We start from the raw sequence: 22,993 nt of genomic DNA, 5'->3' as shown, positions 1-22,993 counted from the left end.
AAAAGCAGAAAAAATATTGTGTCGAGGTGATTAGATGTGAATATAGTTCTTGAAGCCCAGCATGCAGTAGGGCACCCTCAACCACGTGGTGTCGGTCACTATGCAACAAGCCTTATACAGACATTACTTAAACGTAAAAAATTTAATTACGAGTTGACATATTTTGATTTCAAGCGTGAAGTTGGAAATTTTGAGCGAGCTGAAAAGCTTTTTGGTAAATATAATGTACCTATGCATGAGTGTAATGAACTGGACTATCGGATTGCCTCCCGTGATGACAGTGTATTTGCCGATAAAAGTTATAATGAATGGACGAATACACTCGGTGATGTGTATCATTTTATGGTGCCAGTATCAATACCAACAAAACTAAACGGTAAGATGATAGTTACATTTCACGATGTAAGCTGGAGGGCATTTCCGGGATTTGTTTCGCCCAATGCAACACTTTTACATGATATAGCTTTAGAACGAGTACAACGGCAAAATCCATATATTATTGCTGATTCTGAGTCTGCGAAAAAAGAAATTTTATTGTATTCGAGCATACCTGAAGAAAGAATCAAAGTTATATATCTATCATACGATGAAGAACAGATATTTAAAGACAAGTCAAGTGTCAATGATATTGTAGATGGTGACTACATACTGTTCGTTGGAACATTTGAGAATAAGAAAAACGTTGTACGAATAATAGAAGCCTATAATATGGTTGCTGAAAAAAATAAAAGTATAAAACTTGTTCTTGCAGGTAAACCAACTTGGGATAATCCTACTGATATATACGAAACAATAAATAACTCGCCATATAAAGATCGTATTATAACTCCTGGCTATATTACAGTTGAACAAAAGCGCAAACTCTATTCCAATGCGTTATGCTTTGTGTTTCCTTCAATATGTGAAGGGTTTGGCATACCTGTTCTCGAAGCAATGGCTTGTGGCTGCCCAGTTATTACAGCTGATAATACATCACTTCCTGAAGTCGGTGGGGATGCGGTAATTTATGTTAACGCTTATGACACAGAACAACTTGGATACGAAATGGAACATGTAATCAACTCATCAAATTTACGAGAAGAGTTGATAAGTAAAGGATATATTCAAAAATCAAAGTTTTCTTGGGATAAAACCGCTGAACATGTAGAAGATTTGTATAGTATGGTCATGGAGCAAAATTATTAATGATTACTAGAATACTGTAATAGATAATGTACATGAACGGAGTTGAACTGAAAGGGGATATTCACCTTTTTCTATTAGTTATCAGTCAGGGCTTTAGTTTTGACAAATCAATGTTAAATTAGTATACAAGAACAGGGGTTTTTAGAGCATCCCCGCTCTAAAAACCCCTGTTCCGAAGAATATTAACTGAATTCAGAAATACTAGACAACCATGCTCATGCCATAACAGAAATGTATGTCATATAGAGCTCTGGTTAAAAGAAGTGTATTTAGCAAGTCTTGCTTGCTATGTCTTTATTATAGCACGACTATAATAATAGTACAATATTGGTAAATCGACGATATTTTACAAAATACTTGTGCAAAATGTTAACCATAAATTTACATTTATTTTTTGAAATAGGTCGTAGGAACTAGTATATTTTACCAAATATTTAATTGGATTATAGGTATTTATCACAAAAGCATAACGAGCTTTAAAAAAACTCCAGTATTTCTAAGGAAATGGTAACATAAAAATTCCTTAACGGAGTCAGAAACAATGTTTAAGGATAATGTTATTAATGTGATAAAATTAGTATGAAATACCTGTTTTTGTATGAAATGTACAGGAATAGGAAAAACCATAGGACAATATGACGAATAAACTTATATTATGTCATCTGAAGTGGAGAACAATATGATAACTATAAGTGCATGTATGATTGTGAAAAACGAAGAAAGAGTTTTACAGCGTTGTCTTGACAGCCTTGCTGGATTAGTGGATGAGATAATACTTGTGGATACAGGCTCAACCGATCGAACGAAGGAAATAGCAGAAGAATATTCCTGTAAGATATATGATTTTGAATGGGTGGATGATTTTGCAGCCGCCAGAAATTTCTCTTTTTCGAAAGCTGGAATGGATTATATTTATGTTGCTGATGCAGATGAGGTTATTGATGAAACGAACAGAGAAAGATTTCGAAGTCTTAAACAGTGCCTGCTGCCGGAAATAGATATCGTACAGATGCTCTATACAAATCAACTGCAATATAACACGACCTATAATTTTAATGAGGAGTACAGGCCCAAGTTATTTAAGAGACTTCGTCCGTTTTACTGGGTGGATCCCATTCATGAAACAGTGATATTGCAGCCGGTTATATATGACAGTGAGATTGAGATATTGCATATGCCGGAGAGCAATCATGCATCCAGAGATTTTAAGGTATTCCAAAGACTGATAAAAAAGGGGATTACCATTTCTGATAAATTAATTGGAATGTATGCAAGAGAACTTTATATAGCAGGAGATGACCAGGATTTCCTGGATGCTGAACCTTTTTTTACAAGTCTTTTAGAGCAGGAAGTATCTTCTGATTTGTTAAAGTTGATTCAATGTATCTTAGTTCGTTGCGGACGTATAAAAAAGGATTCCGAACTTATACTAAAGTATGCCTTAAAAAATGTGGCAATGGGAAAAGCAAGTGCAGAAGTTTGCTATGAAGTTGGTGAATATTTTTATCAGAAGGAAGATATAGCAGAAGCGGTTATATGGTTTATGAATGCTGCTTACGAAACAGAAGCTGAGCTTAATATACATTATTCGAAAGACCTGCCTTTGGAAAGGCTAGCCCTTTGTTATGAAAAATCCGGAAATACGGAAGGTGCAGAGGAGTTCAGAAAACAAGCGGTAATTCGAAGCAATAATTTGACCTGACCTCTTTCTTGTTTTCATTAAACTTTAGACAGCGTGGATAACCTGTAAACGAAAGTGCAAATATACTACAAGAAATTTATAATGATGAGAAACAAATTAAAGTGAATCTATGCTAAACATTCAAACTGTTCTCATTAATTAAATAACTACGAATATCTTTGTAATGAAGCTACCAATATCATAAAATTCGGAATACTTAAGTTTTTCTTAAATCAAATCTTATTTCTTGATGTACATGTAAAAATTTACTATAATGAAGTAGTACAAAAGATTACAGAGCAATGGTCTAGATAGGGATACAGGAGGCGAGGTATGTTTTATTTCATCTTAATTGCAGGAATATTTTTGACAGAATGGAAGATAAAGAACTACATTGAAAAAAACAAAGAAATGCATAAGAAGGAAGAAATTTTAGGCGGCAATATTGTGATAGAACGATATCATAATAAGGGAGCTATGCTGAACTTTCTTGAGAATGATGTTAAAGTTGTAAAGACCATTTCCTGCACATTGTTGGGTGTTGCACTGCTTATGTTTCTCTTGCTGCTTCCCAAAAAGGGAGACAAGCTTCTGAAATTTGCAATGGCTCTAATACTTGGCGGAGCCTTAAGTAATGTAGCAGACCGTTTTACCCGTGGATATGTGGTTGATTATTTCAGCTTCAAATTCTTAAAGAAGATTGTTTTTAATATCTCAGATATTTGTATATTTATTGGTTCCGGATTGGTAGTGATACGTTCACTTTTTAAGAAATAAAAATTTAGGCTGTTATTAAATGTTAATTCGATAATGTATGGTTCCTGGCATCACGAATTGATTGATTCTTATGGCGGAAAGCGGATATAGAATTGAAATGAGTTAGCATCTCATGAAAAAAGTAATATTAAAACGCGAAATCAGAAGTGACAGAAGAAGACGCGGAACATGTGATGAGTTTTTATCACATTGTAGCTGGGCTTTACTCTTGAGGAGATGTAAATAATGAAACTGAACAAAAAGAAATGCCAAGGGGTAATGAAGTTTCAGCAGATAAATCTGGAGGCATGAAGCCTAAATTACGCTGATTAGTTCTTGCAGGAACGATAATATATGCAGCTTTATCATACTCCTAAGTCTTTAAATTTAATAATTAACAGGAAATAAAAATAGGGTTCTATAATAATTATATGGTGCAGGTAACACCACTAATTTATTATAGAACCCTAATTAATCCTAAGAAAGTGAGCTTGTATTATTGTGCTTCCTTATATTTAATGGCAGCTCCTACAAAGCCGTTAAACAAGGGGTGAGGTCTGTTTGGTCTTGATTTAAATTCCGGATGAGCCTGGGTAGCTATAAACCAAGGATGATTTGCTAATTCCATCATTTCAACAATACGTCCATCAGGGGATAAACCGGATAATTTAATACCATTTCGTATAAAATCTTCACGGTAATAGTTATTAACTTCATAACGATGTCTATGGCGTTCCTGAATAATCTTATTGCCATAAAGCTCTAAGGCTTTGCTGTTATCTTCCAGTACACAAGGGTATGAACCGAGTCTTAAAGTACCGCCGATGTCTTCTATACCATCCTGCTCAGGCATCAGATGGATAACCGGGTGGGTGGTAGCAGGATCTAGTTCTACGCTGTGAGCATCGGCAAAACCGATTACATGACGAGATATTTCCACAATTGCAAGCTGCATACCAAGGCAGAGACCTAAGAAAGGAATATTATTTTCACGGGCATAGCGGATAGCGGAAATCTTTCCTTCAATTCCTCTGTCACCGAAACCTCCGGGAACTAAGATACCATCTACTCCGTCAAGAATACCGGCAGCATTTTCGTCCGTCACTGTCTCAGAAGGTATCCATTTGATATTTACGGAGGCTTTATGAGGAACAGCTCCATGCTTTAGGGATTCCACTACACTGATATAAGCATCATGAAGCTGAGTATATTTACCAACCAAAGCGATAGTAACTTCCTTTTCGGGATGTTTTAATGCATCCACCATGTTCTCCCAGGCAGTCAGATCAGGAGTGGGACATGGAAGATTCAAACATTCGCAGGCAATATTCGCAAGATGCTCTTTCTCCATAGCAAGAGGAGCCTCGTACAGTGTCTCTACATCAAGATTCTGGATAACATGGTTACTGGGAACATTACAGAATAATGCTATTTTTTCTTTGATTCCGGGTTCTAAGGGGTGCTCGGTGCGGCATACAATAATATCCGGGCGGATACCCATACCCTGAAGCTCTTTTACACTGGATTGAGTTGGCTTGGTTTTCATTTCACCGGAAGCTTTTAAGTAAGGAATTAAAGTTACGTGGATTAAGATAGAATTTTCATGACCGACATCATGCTGAAATTGTCGAATAGCTTCTAAAAAGGGTTGACTTTCAATATCTCCGACGGTGCCACCGACCTCAATAATAGCAATCTGGGTATCTTGGCATTCATCATCGTGATAGAAACGGTTTTTAATTTCGTTTGTGATATGTGGTATAACCTGAACGGTTCCTCCGCCAAAATCGCCTCGGCGTTCTTTTGATAGTACGGACCAGTAGATTTTACCGGTTGTGACATTGGATTTTTTAGTAAGGCTTTCGTCGATAAAACGCTCATAATGACCTAAATCCAAGTCTGTTTCGGCACCGTCATCTGTTACAAAGACTTCACCATGCTGAATGGGGTTCATGGTACCTGGGTCGATATTAATATAAGGATCAAACTTTTGCATGGTAACCTTGTAGCCCCGTTCCTTTAATAACCTACCTAATGACGCAGCTGTTATACCCTTGCCTAGCCCTGAAACAACACCACCGGTAACAAAAACATACTTGACTCCCATTACATGATTCCTCCTTTGATTTTAAGTATAGTAACTATTTTACGTCATTACGGCTTTTAGTAATGACTATGCAGCTTGTTTATAATGAAAAACGCCTTAAATAATCGATGTTTGATTAACTTCATCGGTTTAAGGCATTGTGTGAATTTTAAACAATCAACAGCTATTATACTATCTTTATTTCAAGAAATCCAGTACAAATTTTAAAAAAGTAAAAAAACTTCATAGATTTTTAATTTATACAAGAAAAATTTCATGACATACATATTGATTTATCCAGTAAGTCACATTATAATGAAGTGTAGCTTTTAAGAGAATTCCTATATATTTTGCCGGTGCTGATCATAAGGTTTTAGAAATAACAACAAGATTTGCATCCGATAACTATAAATCTTATATGAAATATTTTACATTAATATAAAGCAAAGTAGTGAAAGAGTTAAACAACAGTAAAGAATAAATATACCTGTTAAGGATATAAACCGTTCTGAATGTAAGCAATATGGGATAATATGAAAGCAATGGTACCACTATCTACCCAGGAAGACTGGCGTTTAAATCTAGTATATTCAGTATATTCAAATCAAGAAGATACAAGTTTGGAACATTCATATAAGGAAGTTACCGGCAATAGAATGTAAACATTTATACAGATGATATCCATATACATATGGATAACCCGAAAGAGTCGGCCGTATCAAAGGGGCCGGCAGTATTGACAGAAGTATAAAGAAAATCCCTTTGATAATAATAGGATACGAAGGAGGTTGAGTATGGATAATAAAAACAGGAACAATAACAAACCCGGAGCAAACAATAACAATAACAGTAAGAAACCATTGCTGTATATCCTGTTAGCGGCTGTTATAACCTTGATTTTATTCTCATTCCTGGCAAAGCAGCTCCAGGAAGGAAGTAATATAGAAATAACCTATAATAAATTTTACAGTATGTTGGACGAGGGTAAGATTAAATCTGTTAAAATTGAGTCTGACAGATTAGTAATCGAACCAAAAGAACAACCAAGTGATGTGTATAATATAAAATATTACACAGGTCTTATCAATGATGATCAATTAGTTACAAAGCTTGAAAAAGCAGGTGTTGATTATAAGAGGGATACTTCAAGTACGAAAAGTTCCATTTTAGATGTCATACTGGCCTGGGTTCTTCCCTTTGTACTCATTTATGTAGTTTGGTATTTTCTCTTCAGAATGATTTCCAAGAGTAGCGGTGGTATGATGGGCGGCGTTGGAAAGAGTAATGCTAAGATCTATGTAGAAAAAGAGACAGGGGTTACCTTTAAAGATGTTGCAGGTCAGGAAGAGGCCAAGGAATCCTTAAAGGAATTAGTGGATTTCCTTCATAATCCCGGTAAATATACACGTATTGGCGCTAAGCTTCCAAAAGGAGCTCTTTTAGTTGGACCTCCCGGAACCGGTAAGACCTTGCTGGCCAAAGCAGTAGCCGGTGAAGCCAAAGTTCCTTTCTTTTCCCTATCCGGTTCTGATTTTGTGGAAATGTTCGTAGGTGTAGGTGCCTCCAGAGTTCGAGACCTCTTTAAACAGGCTCAGCAGATGGCACCCTGTATTATATTTATTGATGAGGTAGATGCAATTGGTAAGAGCAGGGATAGCCATTATGGCGGCGGTAATGATGAAAGAGAGCAGACCCTGAACCAATTATTATCAGAAATGGATGGTTTTGATTCCTCCAAAGGACTCGTGATTTTAGCTGCTACCAATCGTCCGGAAGTACTTGATAAAGCGCTGCTTCGCCCGGGACGTTTTGATAGAAGAATTATTGTAGATAAGCCTGATTTAAAGGGAAGGGTGGATATTCTTAAGGTTCATGCCAAAGATGTGTTAATGCATGACTCCGTTGATTTAGAAGCAATCGCACTGGCAACTTCCGGAGCAGTTGGTTCTGACCTTGCCAATATGATAAATGAAGCTGCCATACTTGCTGTAAAGCAGGGCAGAAATGTAGTAACCCAGGAAGATCTGTTTGAATCGGTGGAAGTAGTTATCGCCGGTAAAGAAAAGAAAGACCGTATCCTTAGTAAGGAAGAAAAGAGAATAGTTGCTTATCACGAGGTTGGGCATGCACTGGTTACAGCTCTTGAAAAAGACGCGGAGCCGGTTCAAAAGATTACAATTGTACCAAGGACAATGGGTTCCTTAGGCTATGTAATGCAGGTTCCGGAAGAAGAGAAATACTTAATGAGTAAGGATGAGCTTCTTACCAGAATCATTACTCTATACGGCGGTCGTGCTGCGGAAGAGTTGATCTTTCATTCCATTACAACAGGAGCTTCCAATGATATTGAGAAAGCCACACAGCTTGCAAGAGCTATGGTTACTCAGTACGGTATGAGTGAGAAATTTGGTCTCATGGGATTAGAGTCCATTGAAAATCGCTACCTTGATGGTCGTGCGGTATTAAATTGCGGTGATGCCACAGCTGCGGAGATCGATCATGAGGTAATGAAGATTCTAAAAGAATGCTACGCGAAAGCCCAGGAATTATTAGCCGGAAACCGAGAAGTTCTGGATGAAATTGCAGATTATCTCATAGAAAAAGAAACAATCTCCGGCAAAGAATTTATGGAAATCCTGAACCGCGTCAGAGAAGAAAAAGGACTTTCTTCCATTGGAAAGAAAGAAAATGATAACAACAAAGATATCTATGTGTTTTCAGATGCCTCAAAGACACCGGAGGTCAGGAATGAACAACAGGATGATCCTTTTAACAATCATGTAATAAACCTGGATTTGAATAAAGAAACAACCGACTAATAGCAGTAATCAGCGGTTAAATATAATTATAATTAATAATCTGGAGCGTGTTTGAAAAATACTTGTATCTGAGAGTGCAATGTTTTTTCAGACACGCTTCGATGCAGTATAGAGATACCATAGTATTTGAGTTCTGCTTTTAATAATGGGAGGCAGAAAGGAGCAAAGATGTATTTTAATATAGAAGAAGAATTAAAGAAACTTCCTGCCAAGCCTGGCGTATATATTATGCATGATAAGCATGACACGATTATTTATGTAGGCAAGGCAATCAGTCTTAAGAATAGGGTAAGGCAGTATTTCCAAAGCAGCAGGAATCTAACACCTAAGATTCAGCAAATGGTGGCAAGAATTCAGTACTTTGAATACATCATAACAGATTCCGAGCTGGAAGCTCTGGTTCTGGAATGTAATCTGATTAAAGAGCATCGTCCGAAATACAATACAATGTTAAAGGATGATAAGAGTTATCCTTATATTAAAGTTACCATTCAGGAGGATTTCCCACGAGTCCTTTTTGCCAGACAAAGAGGTAAGGATAAAGCCAAATACTTTGGCCCCTACACCAGTTCCAAGGCTGTAAAGGATACCATAGAATTAATCCAAAAGCTCTACTTAACCAGGACCTGTAATCGGAATTTGCCCAAGGATATCGGAAAGGAAAGGCCCTGTCTGTATTACCATATCAAGCAATGCAAGGCTCCTTGTCAGGGCTATATCTCCAAGGAAGAATACAAAGAGTCCGTAAACCAGGCCCTTGAATTCTTGAATGGTAACTTTGCACCGGTTCTGAAGGGATTAGAAGCTAAAATGCAGGAAGCTTCCGAAAAAATGGAATTTGAAGAAGCAGCCGGGTATAGGGACTTGCTAAACAGTGTAAAGCAGATCTCTGAAAAGCAGAAAATCACAGGTTCTGAGCAAGAAGACAGAGATGTATTGGCAGTAGCTAGTACCGGTGAAGAAGCAGTAGTCCAGATATTTTTTATACGAAATGGAAAGCTCATCGGCAGAGAACACCATTATCTTACCAACATAGGGGGAGAGACTAAGAACAGCTTAATCACCACCTTTATCAAACAATTCTATGCCGGTACGCCCTATGTGCCAAGAGAGCTTTATGTCAGCGACAGTGTAGATGAGCAGGATATACTGGAAGAATGGCTCACAGCGAAAAGAGGGCAGAAGGTTCATATCAAGATGCCGGTAAAAGGGGAGAAAGAAAGACTGGTAGAGTTAGCCAGAAAGAATGCATCCATGGTACTCCAGCAGGATGCGGAAAAGATAAAGAGAGAAGAAGCCAAGACCACCGGAGCTCTGGCTACCTTGGGTGAAATGCTAGATATACCCGGACTGCGCAGAATTGAAGCCTTTGATATCTCCAATATCAGCGGATTTGATTCCGTTGGTTCCATGGTTGTATATGAAAATGGCAAGCCAAAACGCAGTGACTATAGAAAATTCAAGATAAAATCGGTAGTCGGACCAGATGACTATGCATCTATGAATGAAGTATTAACCAGAAGGTTCACCCATGGAATGCGAGAGCAGGAAGAATTAAAAGAGAAGAATCTGGGAGAAGAATATGGAAGTTTTAACCGTTATCCTGACCTTATTCTGATGGATGGTGGAAAGGGACAAGTACATATTGCCTTAAAAGTCCTGGAAGATCTAAAACTAAACATCCCGGTATGCGGTATGGTAAAAGATGATAATCATAGAACAAGAGGACTTTTATACTGTGACCAGGAACTCCCTTTATCCGCTTCCTCGGAAACCTTTAAGCTAATCACCCGGATACAGGATGAAACCCACCGTTTTGCTATCGAATTCCACAGAAGCCTGAGAGGGAAGACCCAGGTTCATTCCATATTAGATGATATAGAAGGGGTAGGAACAGCCAGAAGAAGAGCCCTAATGAAACATTATCAGTCCCTAGCAGACGTAAAAGCCGCTACCATAGAAGAACTAGCAGCCATCGAAACAATGAATATGAGAGCAGCAAAGCAGGTATATGACTTCTTTCATAAAGAAGAAGAAAACACGATTACTGAATAAAACAGTTAGAAGTACAGTTTAATAAGTTTTGTTACAGTTCAGTCATTATTTTATAAGATAAAATTAATAGCTAAATAAAATCGTTATAGTACAGCCATAGCTTTATAAGAAAATTAATAGCTAAATAAAATCGTTACAGTTCAGCTATAGCTTTATAAGAAAAATTAATAGCTAAATAAAATCGTTACAGTTCAGTCATTGTTCTATAAGACAAATTAACCGCTAAATTCAGTTAAGCCATTATCTTCTAAGATAGAATATTTAATTGCCAAGTACAGATGATTTCTGATTCCATTCAGGCATTTTATATTGAAGGGGTACGCATGACACTTAAATGCCAGCAGTTATGACTAGGTAAAATTACGCCATGTTTGAGCGCACAGTGTTAATCCAGTCAATAACGTTAAAGCGAGTTTGGCGCAATTTTACCTTCAAGGAATAACTGTTGGTATTTTAGTGGAATTCGAACCCCTGAACGAGAAAATGAATGAATGGAATCAGAAATCATCGTCCGTTTCCCAATAATTTAATTCAATGTAACACCAACTGCTACAAGTTTTCTTCTAGCAATAATGTGTTTATATTTGCATGCAGCCTTTGGCTGTGATAAAATAACAAGGATGAAACTGCCCCGGTTGAAGGGTAGTTTGCAGGAAGGGAGAGCCATGTATACGGTACAGTTATCAAAATTAATTGAAAAAATGAACCTTGAAAATCTCACCCCTGAATTAGATATCAGGCATATAAAGCTGTCACAGCCCGATGTAAACAGACCGGCGCTGCAGTTGGCAGGTTTCTTTGATTATTTTGATTCGGAAAGAGTTCAGGTAATCGGGCATGTGGAAAATGCCTATTTACAGAAAATATCAGAAGATGAATTGGGAATACTCTCCAAACTTATGGATTGCAAAGTGCCTTGTATCGTATTTTGCAGGAATATTGAAGTAAAAGAAGAGATTATTAAGCTTGCTTATGAAAAGGGAATTCCTCTTTTGAGAACGGCAAAGACCACATCTTCCTTTATGGCAGAGGTAATCCGTTGGCTGAATGTAGAGCTTGCACCCCGCATCTCCATCCACGGTGTATTAGTAGATGTATATGGTGAAGGCATCTTAATTACCGGTGAGAGCGGAATCGGTAAGAGTGAGGCAGCTCTGGAACTTATAAAAAGAGGCCACCGTCTGGTAACAGATGATGTGGTAGAGATAAAGAAAGTCAGTGATGATACCCTCATTGGTACTGCACCGGATATTACAAGGCATTTTATTGAGCTTCGCGGTATTGGTATTATTGATGTAAAGACCCTCTTTGGTGTAGAAAGTGTAAAGAATACACAGTCCATTGATTTGGTTATCAAACTGGAGGAATGGAATAAGGATCAGGAGTATGACAGACTTGGATTGGAAGAGCAATACACCGAATTCCTGGGAAATAAAGTCGTATGCCATTCTATTCCTATCAGGCCCGGCAGAAACCTTGCAATTATTGTAGAATCAGCGGCTGTTAACTACAGACAGAAGAAGATGGGATACAATGCGGCTCAAGAGCTCTATAACCGTGTAACAAATAATTTAATGAAAAAATCAAAACAAGAAGACGATGAGAATTAATAAAAACGTTTCAGAATAGAACGGACAGAAAGGTAAAAGAATATTATGGCTAACTTATGCTTTGGAATTGACATCGGAGGAACCTCTGTAAAACTTGGACTGTTTACAATTACAGGAGAACTTCTGGATAACTGGGAGATTCCCACCAGAAAAGAGGACAAGGGAAGTTTTATCTTGCAGGATGTAGCAGCTTCACTGGAGAAGAAGATTATAGAGAAAGCTTTAAACAAAGAAGATATCATCGGTATCGGTATCGGTGTGCCAGGACCTGTAAAGGAAGACGGAACCGTTCTTCAATGTGTAAATTTAGGCTGGGGAATTATTAATGTTGCAAAAGAAATGAAAACTCTTACCGGTTTTGATACCAGAGTCGGAAATGATGCCAATGTAGCTGCCTTAGGAGAAATGTGGCAGGGCGGTGGTAAAGGCTATAATGATCTGATAATGGTAACCCTTGGAACCGGAGTAGGCGGCGGTGTTATTCTTGGCGGAAAGATTGTAACCGGAAGCAATGGTGCGGCAGGAGAGATCGGACATATTACAGTAAGCTATGATGAGACAGAAAGCTGCAACTGTACGAAACATGGCTGTCTGGAGCAGTTTGCTTCTGCTACAGGTATTGTAAAGGAAACCAGAAGACTGCTTGAGAAGAGTGACGAAGCTTCTTCATTAAGAAATGTTGGAGTCCTTTCTGCAAAAGCAATTTTTGATGCTGCAAAAGAAGGGGATTCATTGGCACTTCAATCTGTTGAGCAATTAGGCAGATATTTAGGAATAGCCCTCTCCCATGTGGCAGCAGTAGTGGATCCAGAAGCCTTTGTAATCGGCGGCGGTGTTTCAAAAGCTGGTGAAATGCTGACTGAGGTGATAAAGAAACATTATGAGCAGAATGTTATGCTTGCTTTAAAAGGAAAAGAGTTTAAATTGGCAACACTTGGAAATGACGCGGGCATTTATGGCAGTGCAAAACTGATCCTGGAGAAATAACAGCGGATTGGTCTTGCGAAAGCACTCTGCTTATTGTATGATAAAGACGAATTAATCTTTTGGTATATCAGTTCAAAAAAAACATATATTATTTGAGATAGAGACACAGGGGAGAATAATCCCTTACAGGAGCATATATGAGCGAGGTATTTTATCAGAAATTTCAAAGCCTGTTTCAGAGGGAACAAATCAGGATAAAAGAACCTCTTTCGAAACATACAACCTTTCAGATAGGCGGGCCTGCAGATTTGTTTTTGCTCCCGGAGGATGAAAAACAGATTGCAGGTGCTATCAAGCTCTGCAAAGAAGAAAATGTGCCCTTTTTTATTTTGGGAAAGGGCAGTAATCTTTTGGTCAGTGACAAGGGTTACCAAGGAGTAATCATAAAACTTGCTGAGAATTTTTCAAGAATAGAGATAGAAGGAAATAAGGTAACAGCACAGTCAGGCGCTTCCCTTTCCGATATGGCTGCATGTATTGCAGACAGCAGTCTTGCAGGCTTTGAATTTGCAAGCGGGATTCCAGGTACTTTGGGTGGGGCGGTTACTATGAATGCAGGTGCTTATGGCGGAGAGATGAAGGACATCGTAACCGACGCAACAGTACTTGACGTGAATGGAAATATACGTTTCCTTGAAAAAGATGAACTTCGTCTTGGTTACCGTAAGAGTATTATTCAGGAAGAGCATATGGTGGTTCTTTCAGCTTCTCTGCATTTAGAAAAGGGTAATAAAGAAGAAATAAAAGCAGCAATCGCAGAGCTTACCAGAAAAAGGGAAGAAAAGCAGCCCCTTGAGAACCCCAGTGCAGGCAGTACCTTTAAGCGGCCGGAGGGTTATTTTGCAGGCAAATTAATTATGGACTCCGATCTTCGCGGATATAAGGTCGGTAATGCACAGGTTTCGATAAAACACTGTGGTTTTGTAGTGAACAACGGAGGTGCAACAGCCTTAGAGGTATATACATTGATTCAGGATGTTATCCGTATCGTTTACGAAAAACAGGGTGTCAGACTGGAACCGGAGGTACGGCTTTTAGGAGAATTCTAAGAAGAGAAAGGCCAGGTTAACTTATGAGACTAGTTATAGTAACAGGCATGTCAGGTGCAGGCAAAAGTTCCGCACTAAAAATGTTGGAGGATGCCGGATACTTTTGTGTAGATAACCTGCCGATACAACTTATCTTTAAGTTTGTACAGCTTACTTTTCACGGTAATGAGAAATTCGACAAGGTAGCATTAGGCGTTGATATTCGAAGCGGACAAGCCTTGGAGGAGCTGGATGATATCCTGGAGGAGGTAACAAAAGGAGGTTATCCTTATGAGATTCTTTATTTGGATGCCAGTGATGAAGTTCTGGTAAAACGTTACAAGGAAACCAGAAGGATTCACCCCTTATCAGGAGGCGGCAGGGTAGAACAGGGCATTGAAAGCGAGAGAAAAAAACTTGAGTTTATTAAGAAAAAAGCCGATGTCATAATAGATACCAGTCAATTGCTTACCAGAGAATTAAAGAGCCAGATAGATAAGATATATATTCTAAACGAGAAATACAATAATTTTTATATTACGATATTATCCTTTGGGTTTAAGTATGGAATACCAATGGATTCAGACCTGGTATTTGATGTCAGGTTCCTGCCGAATCCTTTTTATGACCCTGTATTAAAACCGTTAACCGGAAATGACAAGCCTGTCAGAGATTACGTAATGGACTCACCGCAGGCTTTAGAATTTCTAAATAAGATGTATGATATGTTAAGCTTTTTGATTCCAAACTATATCATTGAAGGAAAGAATCAACTAGTTATCAGCATTGGTTGTACCGGTGGTAAACACCGCTCCGTAACTCTTGCAAATGAGCTTTTTATGATGCTTAAAAGTCTGAAATACGGATTAAAGGTCGAACACCGGGACATTGAGAAAGATGCAAGGAGATAAGCCATGTCATTTTCCAAGGAAGTTAAGGATGAGTTGTCCAGACAGCTAAATCCTGCCAGACATTGTATGATAGCTGAAATCGCGGCGGTAATCAGCCTTTGCGGACGGGTACTTATCAATGATAAAGATTGCATTACTTTGAAAATTCATACAGAAAATATAACTGTTGCAAGAAAGTACTTTACATTAATAAAGAAAACATTTAATATAAATACAGAAATTTCAATCAGACAAAACTCTTATCTTAAGATGAGTAAGATGTATACCTTAAGTATTGGAAGCCATGAGGATGCTGTCCGTATATTAAAAGCGACGAAACTTATAGATGATTCCATGGAAATCGGTGAAAATCTTTCTTCTATTAACAATCTTGTTATTCAGAATGTCTGCTGTAAGAGAGCTTTTATCAGAGGCGCATTCTTAGCTTCCGGTTCCATCAGCGATCCGGAAAAAACATATCATTTTGAAATTGTTGCTCCTAATGAGGACAAGGCAATTCAATTAAGGGACATTATTCACAGCTTTTCGGTGGATGCGAAGATAGTTATTAGAAAGAAGTACTATGTTGTATATGTCAAAGATGGTTCTCAGATAGTTGATTTGCTAAATATTATGGAGGCACATGTGGCACTCATGAATTTAGAAAATGTACGCATACTAAAAGAGATGAGAAATTCTATTAACCGTCAGGTGAATTGTGAAGCAGCCAATATTAACAAAACAGTTATGGCAGCCTCCAAGCAGTTAGATGATATCAGATATTTAAAAAACACTGTGGGACTTTCTGAGCTGGCAGAAGGACTGGAGGAAATTGCAGAACTCCGGTTAGAATATCCGGAAAGTTCTTTGAAGGAATTAGGTGCATTGCTTAATCCGCCTATAGGTAAATCAGGTGTTAACCATAGATTGAGGAAACTTAGTATATTAGCTGATAACTTAAGGGAACAAAAGGAGGAAGGAAATTATGGTAACAAAGAAAATATTGATTAATATTCCAACAGGGTTGGAGGCAAGACCGGTTGCATTACTTGTGCAGGTTGCCAGTCAATATGAAAGCAGTATCTATGTTGAATGCGAGGAGAAAAAGGTAAACGCTAAGAGCATCATGGGGATGATGAGTCTTGGACTTGCTGCGGGGGAAGAAGTTACTGTTATTGCAGAAGGCGCAGACGAAGAAGTAGCAATGGAGAATATCGAAAAATACTTAAGCAGTAAATAATCCGTATTCTTATGAAGAGAGAAAACAGACAGCAAAAACTGTTGATGATATGGTGAATCTACGAAGAGAGATATTATACCGAGAGCGTTATTTGGTATAATATCTCTCTTCGTAGTTAAACGGATACCGGAATTTTTTATTTCGAATAAGCTCATTTGGCTCATATATCTGAGGTATTAGAAGTTGGATATTCTATATACTAGAATCATAGATGGTAAACCATAACAAAATTTCTTAATTTTGTAATAATTTATAGAAAATTGTGAGAAAAACATCATATTAATGTAATAAAAGCTTAAACATTATTAACCAAACCTATGCTATAATAAGTTTAAATGTATAAATAACAGGAAAAAATATCTATTATAACTAATACATAAAATGGGATACTAACTATAAGGTTTAATTATTACCACTGTCTTAAAGGAAAATTATATTCCAGAAAGGAAGTCATAAGATGAAGGGGCAAAAAGGCTCATATTTGAACAATAAACCAAAGAGAAGATACAGTAAGCTGATATTATTAGCAGTAGAAGCTGTATTAATATGTGCCGTTGTTGCAGGGTACTTTATTTTTATGAGAGACTTTGTTCATAAAAAGGATGGAAATTCTGTAAAACAGGAACAGAATGCCTCCGGGGGCAAGAACACTTCAGGGAAAGGCGATACCAAAGTTTCCACTACTCCTACCCCTACTGAATTGACGGAAGAAGAAAAACGGGAAAAGGAAGCAGCAGAGCTTTTAAAACAAGCAGATGCCTATGCTGTGCAATATGATTACGATAAAGCGATTTCATTGGTTAAAGGATTTGAAAATTACACACAGGTCAAGGTATTAAATGATGCCCTAAGCGGTTATGAAGAAAAGAAAAGCACCTTGAAACGCTTTGGAGCTTATGATTCTGCTGACCAGATAAACCATTTATTTTTTCATATATTAGTTGCCGATGACAGTAAAGCCTTCGACGGAGATTACAGGCAGAAAGGCTATAATTATTATATGACCACCATACCGGAGTTCAATGCCATGCTCGAACAGCTTTATGACCAGGGGTATGTATTGGTGCAGCTCCATGATGTGGCGAAGAAAGTAAAGAACAAGGATGGCAGTGAGAGTTTTGAACCGGGGGATATTATGTTGCCGCCGGATAAGAAGCCGCTAGTGATATCTCAGGATGATGTCAATTACTATGAATATATGAAGGAAGACGGTTTTGCCAGGAGAATTATACTGGATAAGGATAATAACCCCACTACCGAGATGCTGATGGATGATGGTTCTGTAAGTGTCGGGGATTATGATATGGTACCTCTTTTGGAGAAGTTTGTTAAAGAACATCCCGATTTCTCCTATAAGGGAGCAAAGGGAATTCTTGCTCTAACCGGATACGAGGGGGCACTGGGCTATCGAACCAATGATGCAAACTCTCCCTCCTATAAACAGGATCAGAAAACTGTGAAAAAGATTGTAAAAGTCATGAAGGAAAAAGGCTGGGAATTCGCCTCCCATAGTTACGGTCACAGAGATATGGGGAAAGCAACTTACGCCTTTACCATAAAGGATACCGACCGCTGGGAGAAAGAGGTGGGAAGTCTGATTGGTCCAACGGATATCTACATCTTCCCTTTTGGTATAGATATTGAGACTACTATGGGGCATTACAGCAGCAAGAAATTCGAATACCTGAAAAAATCAGGCTTTGATTACTTCTGTGGTGTTTACAAAGCTCCCTGGATGCAGATAAAGAGTGATTATGTAAGGATGACAAGAAGACCTATGGACGGAGAAGCTATGCTGAAATTCCCGGAAAGGTTAAAGGACCTATTCGATTTAAGCAAGGTAATTGATCCTAACAGGCCAAAGTGGGAAGATTAAAAATATAATAGCTTATATAATTCCGGCAAAGAGCAAAGTTTGGCTCTTTGCCGGTTCTTTTTCAAGGTAAAATTGCTTAAATCCATTTTTAAATGGTATCTGTTGGCATCCTCCCTTTCCAAAGATTACAGTAGGCAGTAGAAGTAAGATGTGGTATGATAATAACTGAATTATTGCTTGATAAATTTTATATTAAACAATCAAAAGGAACAACGTTTACAGAGAAGTGGTTTTAGAAGGGAATGGTAATATGAGTTTTACCCATTTGCATTTACATACAGAATACAGTCTGCTGGATGGTTCCGGCAAGATAAAAGAGATGGTGGCAAGAATCAAGGAACTTGGCATGGACAGTATGGCCATAACCGATCATGGTGTTATGTACGGCGTCATTGATTTTTATAAAGCCTGTAAGGCCGAGGGAATTAAGCCTATCATTGGCTGCGAGGTTTATGTGGCTCCCGGTTCCCGTTTTGATAGGGAAGCAGGTGCTTCTGATGAGAGATACTACCATCTTATATTGTTGGCAGAGAATAACATAGGTTATCAAAATCTGATGAAAATTGTATCAGCAGGTTTTTTAGAGGGCTTTTACTATAAGCCCCGTGTTGACTATGAAATACTGGAGAAATACAGTGAGGGACTGATTGCCCTTAGTGCCTGTCTTGCAGGTGAAGTGGCAAATTATCTTCGAAAAGGCTTTTATGAGGAAGCCAAGAGGGCAGCATACCATTATCAACAGATCTTCGGCGAAGGTAACTTCTTTTTAGAGCTGCAGGATCATGGCATATCTGAGCAGGCAGATGTTAACCAGGGACTTCTTCGGTTAAGCAGTGAAACCGGTATTGGGTTAGTTGCTACCAATGATGTGCATTATACCATGGAAAGTGATGCCCAGGCTCATGATATTCTTTTATGCATTCAAACCCAGAAGAAGGTCTCCGATGAGAACCGAATGAGGTATGAAGGGGGGCAGTATTTTATTAAGTCCGAGGAAGAGATGAAAAAGCTCTTTCCCTATGCTCTTAATGCTTTGGAAAATACCCATAAAATTGCAGAAAGATGTAATGTAACCATAGAATTCGGCGATTATAAGCTGCCGAAATTTGACGTGCCCGCAGGGTTTGGAGCCTTAGAGTATCTTAAGAAGTTATGCTATGAAGGCCTTAAGGAGAGATATCCGGAATCCTTTGAGGAACTCCTAGACAGATTGAACTACGAAATAGATACGATCTCAAATATGGGTTTTGTAGATTACTTTTTAATCGTAGGGGATTTTATAAAGTATGCCAGGGACAATGACATCAGCGTAGGACCGGGACGAGGCAGTGCTGCCGGAAGCCTTGTTTCTTACTCTCTTGGGATAACCAATATTGATCCTATCAAATATAATCTGCTCTTTGAAAGATTTTTAAATCCGGAACGACTTACCATGCCCGATATTGATATTGACTTCTGTTATGAAAGAAGACAGGAAGTTATCGATTATGTTGTTCGAAAGTATGGTAAAGACCGTGTGGTACAGATTGTAACCTTTGGAACTATGGCCGCCAGAGCGGTAATCCGTGATGTGGGAAGAGCTATGGATTTAGGCTATGCCAGAGTAGATACCGTAGCTAAGATGATACCGATGGAACTTGGTATTACCATTGGACGAGCGCTGGAAATCAACAGAGAATTAAAAGACCTATACGATTCCGATGAGGAAATTCGTTATTTAATTGATATGTCTTTGCGTCTCGAAGGACTGCCTAGGCATACCTCCATGCATGCAGCTGGAGTAGTAATCAGTAAAGCGCCGGTTGTAGAATATGTGCCGGTATCCAGAGCATCCGATGAATCCGTTACTACCCAATTTACAATGACTACGCTGGAAGAGCTGGGACTCTTAAAGATGGACTTTCTGGGACTTCGTACCCTGACAGTCATCCAAAATGCAGTCCGCCTCCTCAATAAAAAACGTAGTAAAGAAGACTTACTGGATATTGATAAGATAGATTATGATGATGCAGCCGTATACGCAATGATAGCTTCCGGAAAAACAGAAGGTGTATTCCAGCTTGAAAGCTCCGGAATGAAGAGCTTCATGAAGGAACTAAAACCCAGAAACATGGAGGATATTATAGCGGGTATCTCCCTTTACAGACCGGGTCCTATGGATTTCATACCGAAATACATTAAGGGAAAGAACAGTGAAGGCAATATATTGTATGAATGCCCTCAGCTGGAGCCGATTCTTGCACCGACTTATGGCTGTATCGTATACCAGGAGCAGGTTATGCAGATTGTAAGGGATCTGGCAGGCTACAGCTATGGAAGAAGTGATTTGGTGCGTCGTGCCATGTCAAAGAAAAAAGCATCGGTAATGGAAAAGGAAAGGTATAACTTTGTCTACGGCAATGAAGAAGAAGGAGTACCGGGCTGTATGAAGAATGGAATATCGGAAACGGTGGCAAACCATATCTTCGATGAAATGACAGACTTTGCAAAGTATGCCTTTAATAAGTCCCATGCAGCGGCTTATGCAGTGGTTTCCTACCAAACCGCCTATTTGAAATGTTATTACCCCGTAGAGTTTATGGCAGCCTTGTTAACTTCTGTTATTGATAGCGCAGGCAAAGTGGCAGAATATATTTTTACCTGCCGCCAGATGGGAATTAAGATATTACCTCCTGATATTAACGAAGGAGACGCGACATTCTCGGTATCCGATGGTGCAATTCGTTATGGGCTTTCTGCTATTAAAGGCCTTGGAAGGCCAGTTATTGAAAGTGTGGTAAGAGAGAGGGAAGCAGCAGGTCCCTTCACCTCCCTGAAGGATTTTGCTGAGAGACTCTCCGGTAAAGAGGTTAACAAACGAACAGTAGAAAGCTTTATCAAATCCGGTGCCTTTGACAGTCTTCCCGGAACCAGAAAGCAAAAGATGATGGTATATGTTCAGGTATTGGATGAAGTAGCACAGAATAAAAAGAGAAATCTGACCGGACAACTTTCCTTTTTTGATTTTGCGGAGGAAGAAGATAAACAGGAACTGGAGATTAATTATCCTGATATAGGAGAATACTTAAAAGAGCAGCTACTGGCTCTGGAAAAAGAGGTTATGGGTATATACGTCAGCGGACATCCTCTTGAAAGCTACGAAGAACTATTAAAAAAGAATGTCACCCATTCTACCCTTGACTTTGCACTAGACGAAGAAACCGGAGAAGCTAAGGTAGAGGATGGCGGAACCGCTGTGGTTGGTGGTATCATAACCGGTAAGACTATAAAAACTACGCGAAATAATTCCATGATGGCCTTTATCACCTTGGAGGACATGGCTGGAGCAGTTGAGATAATCCTTTTCCCGAAGGATTATGAGAAGTATAAAATGGATATATACGAGGATAATAAAATACTGGTTAAAGGAAAGATTGCTGTAGAAGAAGAAAAAGCAGCCAAACTTATCTGCCAGGAAATTGTACCTTTTGCGGACAACCCAAGGGAAGTATGGATTAAGTATAAAGATAAAGACAGTTTTGTACAAGATGAACAAAGACTTTATGGGATTTTAAGCCAATTTGATGGCAAGGATCAGGTGTGTATTTATCTGGAATGTGAAAAAGCCATAAAACAGCTTCCCAAATCGAAAAGTATTAAGGCAGAAGATGTATTACTTACGAAGCTATGCGAAACTTATGGACAGGATAATATTAAAGTAGTAGAAAAGAGTATTGAAAAAGCCAGAAAAAAGGGGTAAAATAAAAAAGATTGAAGTTTCTTGGAGGTGAACGATATGGCTAATGGAATAAAAACAATAGGAGTACTTACAAGCGGTGGAGATGCCCCTGGTATGAACGCAGCCATCAGAGCAGTTGTTAGAACGGCCCTGGCGAGCGGATTAAATGTAAAAGGTATACGCAGAGGCTTCAGCGGTTTATTAGAAGAAGATATCGTAGAAATGGATGCTAAGAGTGTATCCGATATTATACAGCGCGGTGGTACTGTACTCTATACTGCAAGAAGTAAGGAATTTATGACTTCAGAGGGTCAGGATAAAGGCGCAGCTATCTGCAGAAAGCATGGCATTGACGGAGTAGTAGTAATTGGTGGAGACGGTTCTTTTCAGGGAGCAGAAAAACTTGCTGCCAGAGGAATTAATACCATCGGACTTCCCGGAACCATTGACCTTGATATTGCCTGCACCGATTATACCATCGGTTTTGATACAGCGGTTAATACAGCTATGGAGGCAATCGATAAGGTCAGAGATACCTCAACTTCTCACGAAAGATGCAGTATCATAGAAGTTATGGGTAGAAATGCCGGTTACATTGCTTTATGGTGCGGTATTGCCAACGGAGCAGAGGATATTCTGATTCCTGAAAGATATGACCACAATGAACAGAGAATTATAGATAGTATCGTACAAAGAAAGAAGTTAGGAAAGAAACACCATATCATAGTAAATGCAGAAGGTATTGGTGATTCCTACGGAATGGCAAAGAGAATCGAAGCCGCTACCGGAATTGAAACAAGAGCAACGATTATCGGACATATTCAGCGTGGTGGAAGCCCTACCTGTATGGACAGAATGTATGCATCTGCTATGGGCTCTATAGCGGTTGACTTACTTTGCAAAGGTGCCAGCAACCGTGTAGTAGGTTACAGAGACGGCAAATTTGTAGATTACGATATTGAAGAAGCACTGGCAATGAAGAAAGATGTTGACCAGTATCTGTATGATATGGCTAAGAAATTATCTCAATAATACATTAAATAGCGGATGAAAGCCCGACCA

The 22,993-nt window shown here is 38.8% G+C and carries 15 protein-coding genes; 14 read left to right on the top strand and 1 reads right to left on the bottom strand.

The features are described from left to right. The first annotated feature begins 36 nt into the window (after positions 1-36). The 3 genes from bsdcttw_RS21310 to lspA all read left to right on the top strand — a co-directional run bounded on the left by bsdcttw_RS21310 (position 37) and on the right by lspA (position 3,643). A complete protein-coding gene (locus tag bsdcttw_RS21310; RefSeq protein WP_185256799.1) occupies positions 37-1,185 on the top strand; it encodes a glycosyltransferase family 4 protein in 1,149 nt (382 codons plus the stop codon). Between the two features lie 679 nt (positions 1,186-1,864). Beyond that, complete coding sequence (locus tag bsdcttw_RS21305) at positions 1,865-2,887, top strand: glycosyltransferase family 2 protein (RefSeq protein WP_185256798.1); 1,023 nt, start codon at positions 1,865-1,867, stop codon at positions 2,885-2,887. Between the two features lie 312 nt (positions 2,888-3,199). Further along, a complete protein-coding gene (lspA, locus tag bsdcttw_RS21300; protein WP_185256797.1) occupies positions 3,200-3,643 on the top strand; it encodes a signal peptidase II in 444 nt (147 codons plus the stop codon). 475 nt (positions 3,644-4,118) lie between these two features. On the opposite strand, the gene bsdcttw_RS21295 is transcribed toward lspA, so the two are convergent. Continuing rightward, the gene (locus bsdcttw_RS21295) at positions 4,119-5,729 is read right to left on the bottom strand and encodes a CTP synthase (protein WP_185256796.1); all 1,611 of its coding nucleotides are present in this window, start codon (positions 5,727-5,729) and stop codon (positions 4,119-4,121) included. A gap of 773 nt (positions 5,730-6,502) precedes the next feature. Between bsdcttw_RS21295 and ftsH the strand changes: the two genes are divergently transcribed. The 11 genes from ftsH to pfkA all read left to right on the top strand — a co-directional run bounded on the left by ftsH (position 6,503) and on the right by pfkA (position 22,963). Then, positions 6,503-8,527: an ATP-dependent zinc metalloprotease FtsH gene (gene ftsH / locus bsdcttw_RS21290; protein WP_185256795.1), complete on the top strand. Its 2,025-nt coding sequence runs from the start codon at positions 6,503-6,505 to the stop codon at positions 8,525-8,527. A gap of 168 nt (positions 8,528-8,695) precedes the next feature. Next, on the top strand, positions 8,696-10,582 hold the full coding sequence (gene uvrC, locus bsdcttw_RS21285) for an excinuclease ABC subunit UvrC (protein ID WP_185256794.1): 1,887 nt from the start codon (positions 8,696-8,698) through the stop codon (positions 10,580-10,582). 665 nt (positions 10,583-11,247) lie between these two features. Beyond that, positions 11,248-12,192, top strand: a complete 945-nt coding sequence (hprK, locus tag bsdcttw_RS21280) for an HPr(Ser) kinase/phosphatase (RefSeq protein ID WP_185256793.1) — start codon at positions 11,248-11,250, stop codon at positions 12,190-12,192. Positions 12,193-12,237: 45 nt separating this feature from the next. Next, positions 12,238-13,179: an ROK family glucokinase gene (locus bsdcttw_RS21275; protein ID WP_185256792.1), complete on the top strand. Its 942-nt coding sequence runs from the start codon at positions 12,238-12,240 to the stop codon at positions 13,177-13,179. 137 nt (positions 13,180-13,316) lie between these two features. Then, positions 13,317-14,228: a UDP-N-acetylmuramate dehydrogenase gene (gene murB / locus bsdcttw_RS21270; RefSeq protein ID WP_185256791.1), complete on the top strand. Its 912-nt coding sequence runs from the start codon at positions 13,317-13,319 to the stop codon at positions 14,226-14,228. Positions 14,229-14,251: 23 nt separating this feature from the next. Then, positions 14,252-15,118, top strand: a complete 867-nt coding sequence (gene rapZ / locus bsdcttw_RS21265; protein ID WP_185256790.1) for an RNase adapter RapZ — start codon at positions 14,252-14,254, stop codon at positions 15,116-15,118. A gap of 3 nt (positions 15,119-15,121) precedes the next feature. Continuing rightward, positions 15,122-16,108, top strand: a complete 987-nt coding sequence (gene whiA, locus bsdcttw_RS21260) for a DNA-binding protein WhiA (protein ID WP_185256789.1) — start codon at positions 15,122-15,124, stop codon at positions 16,106-16,108. Beyond that, positions 16,083-16,337, top strand: a complete 255-nt coding sequence (locus bsdcttw_RS21255) for an HPr family phosphocarrier protein (protein WP_185256788.1) — start codon at positions 16,083-16,085, stop codon at positions 16,335-16,337. Before whiA ends, bsdcttw_RS21255 begins: the two co-directional genes overlap by 26 nt. Before the next feature lie 457 nt (positions 16,338-16,794). Next, complete coding sequence (locus bsdcttw_RS21250; RefSeq protein WP_207726446.1) at positions 16,795-18,213, top strand: polysaccharide deacetylase family protein; 1,419 nt, start codon at positions 16,795-16,797, stop codon at positions 18,211-18,213. 250 nt (positions 18,214-18,463) lie between these two features. Further along, positions 18,464-21,952 carry a DNA polymerase III subunit alpha gene (locus bsdcttw_RS21245; RefSeq protein WP_185256786.1) on the top strand — a complete coding sequence of 1,163 codons (3,489 nt, stop codon included), beginning with the start codon at positions 18,464-18,466 and terminating at the stop codon, positions 21,950-21,952. 36 nt (positions 21,953-21,988) lie between these two features. Next, positions 21,989-22,963: a 6-phosphofructokinase gene (gene pfkA / locus bsdcttw_RS21240; RefSeq protein ID WP_185256785.1), complete on the top strand. Its 975-nt coding sequence runs from the start codon at positions 21,989-21,991 to the stop codon at positions 22,961-22,963. Positions 22,964-22,993 lie beyond the last annotated feature (30 nt).

The sequence above is a fragment of the Anaerocolumna chitinilytica genome (assembly GCF_014218355.1).
Lineage (GTDB): Bacteria > Bacillota > Clostridia > Lachnospirales > Lachnospiraceae > Anaerocolumna > Anaerocolumna chitinilytica.
Note: the sequence above shows the minus strand (reverse complement) of the source record. Positions and strands in the feature narration are given on the sequence as shown.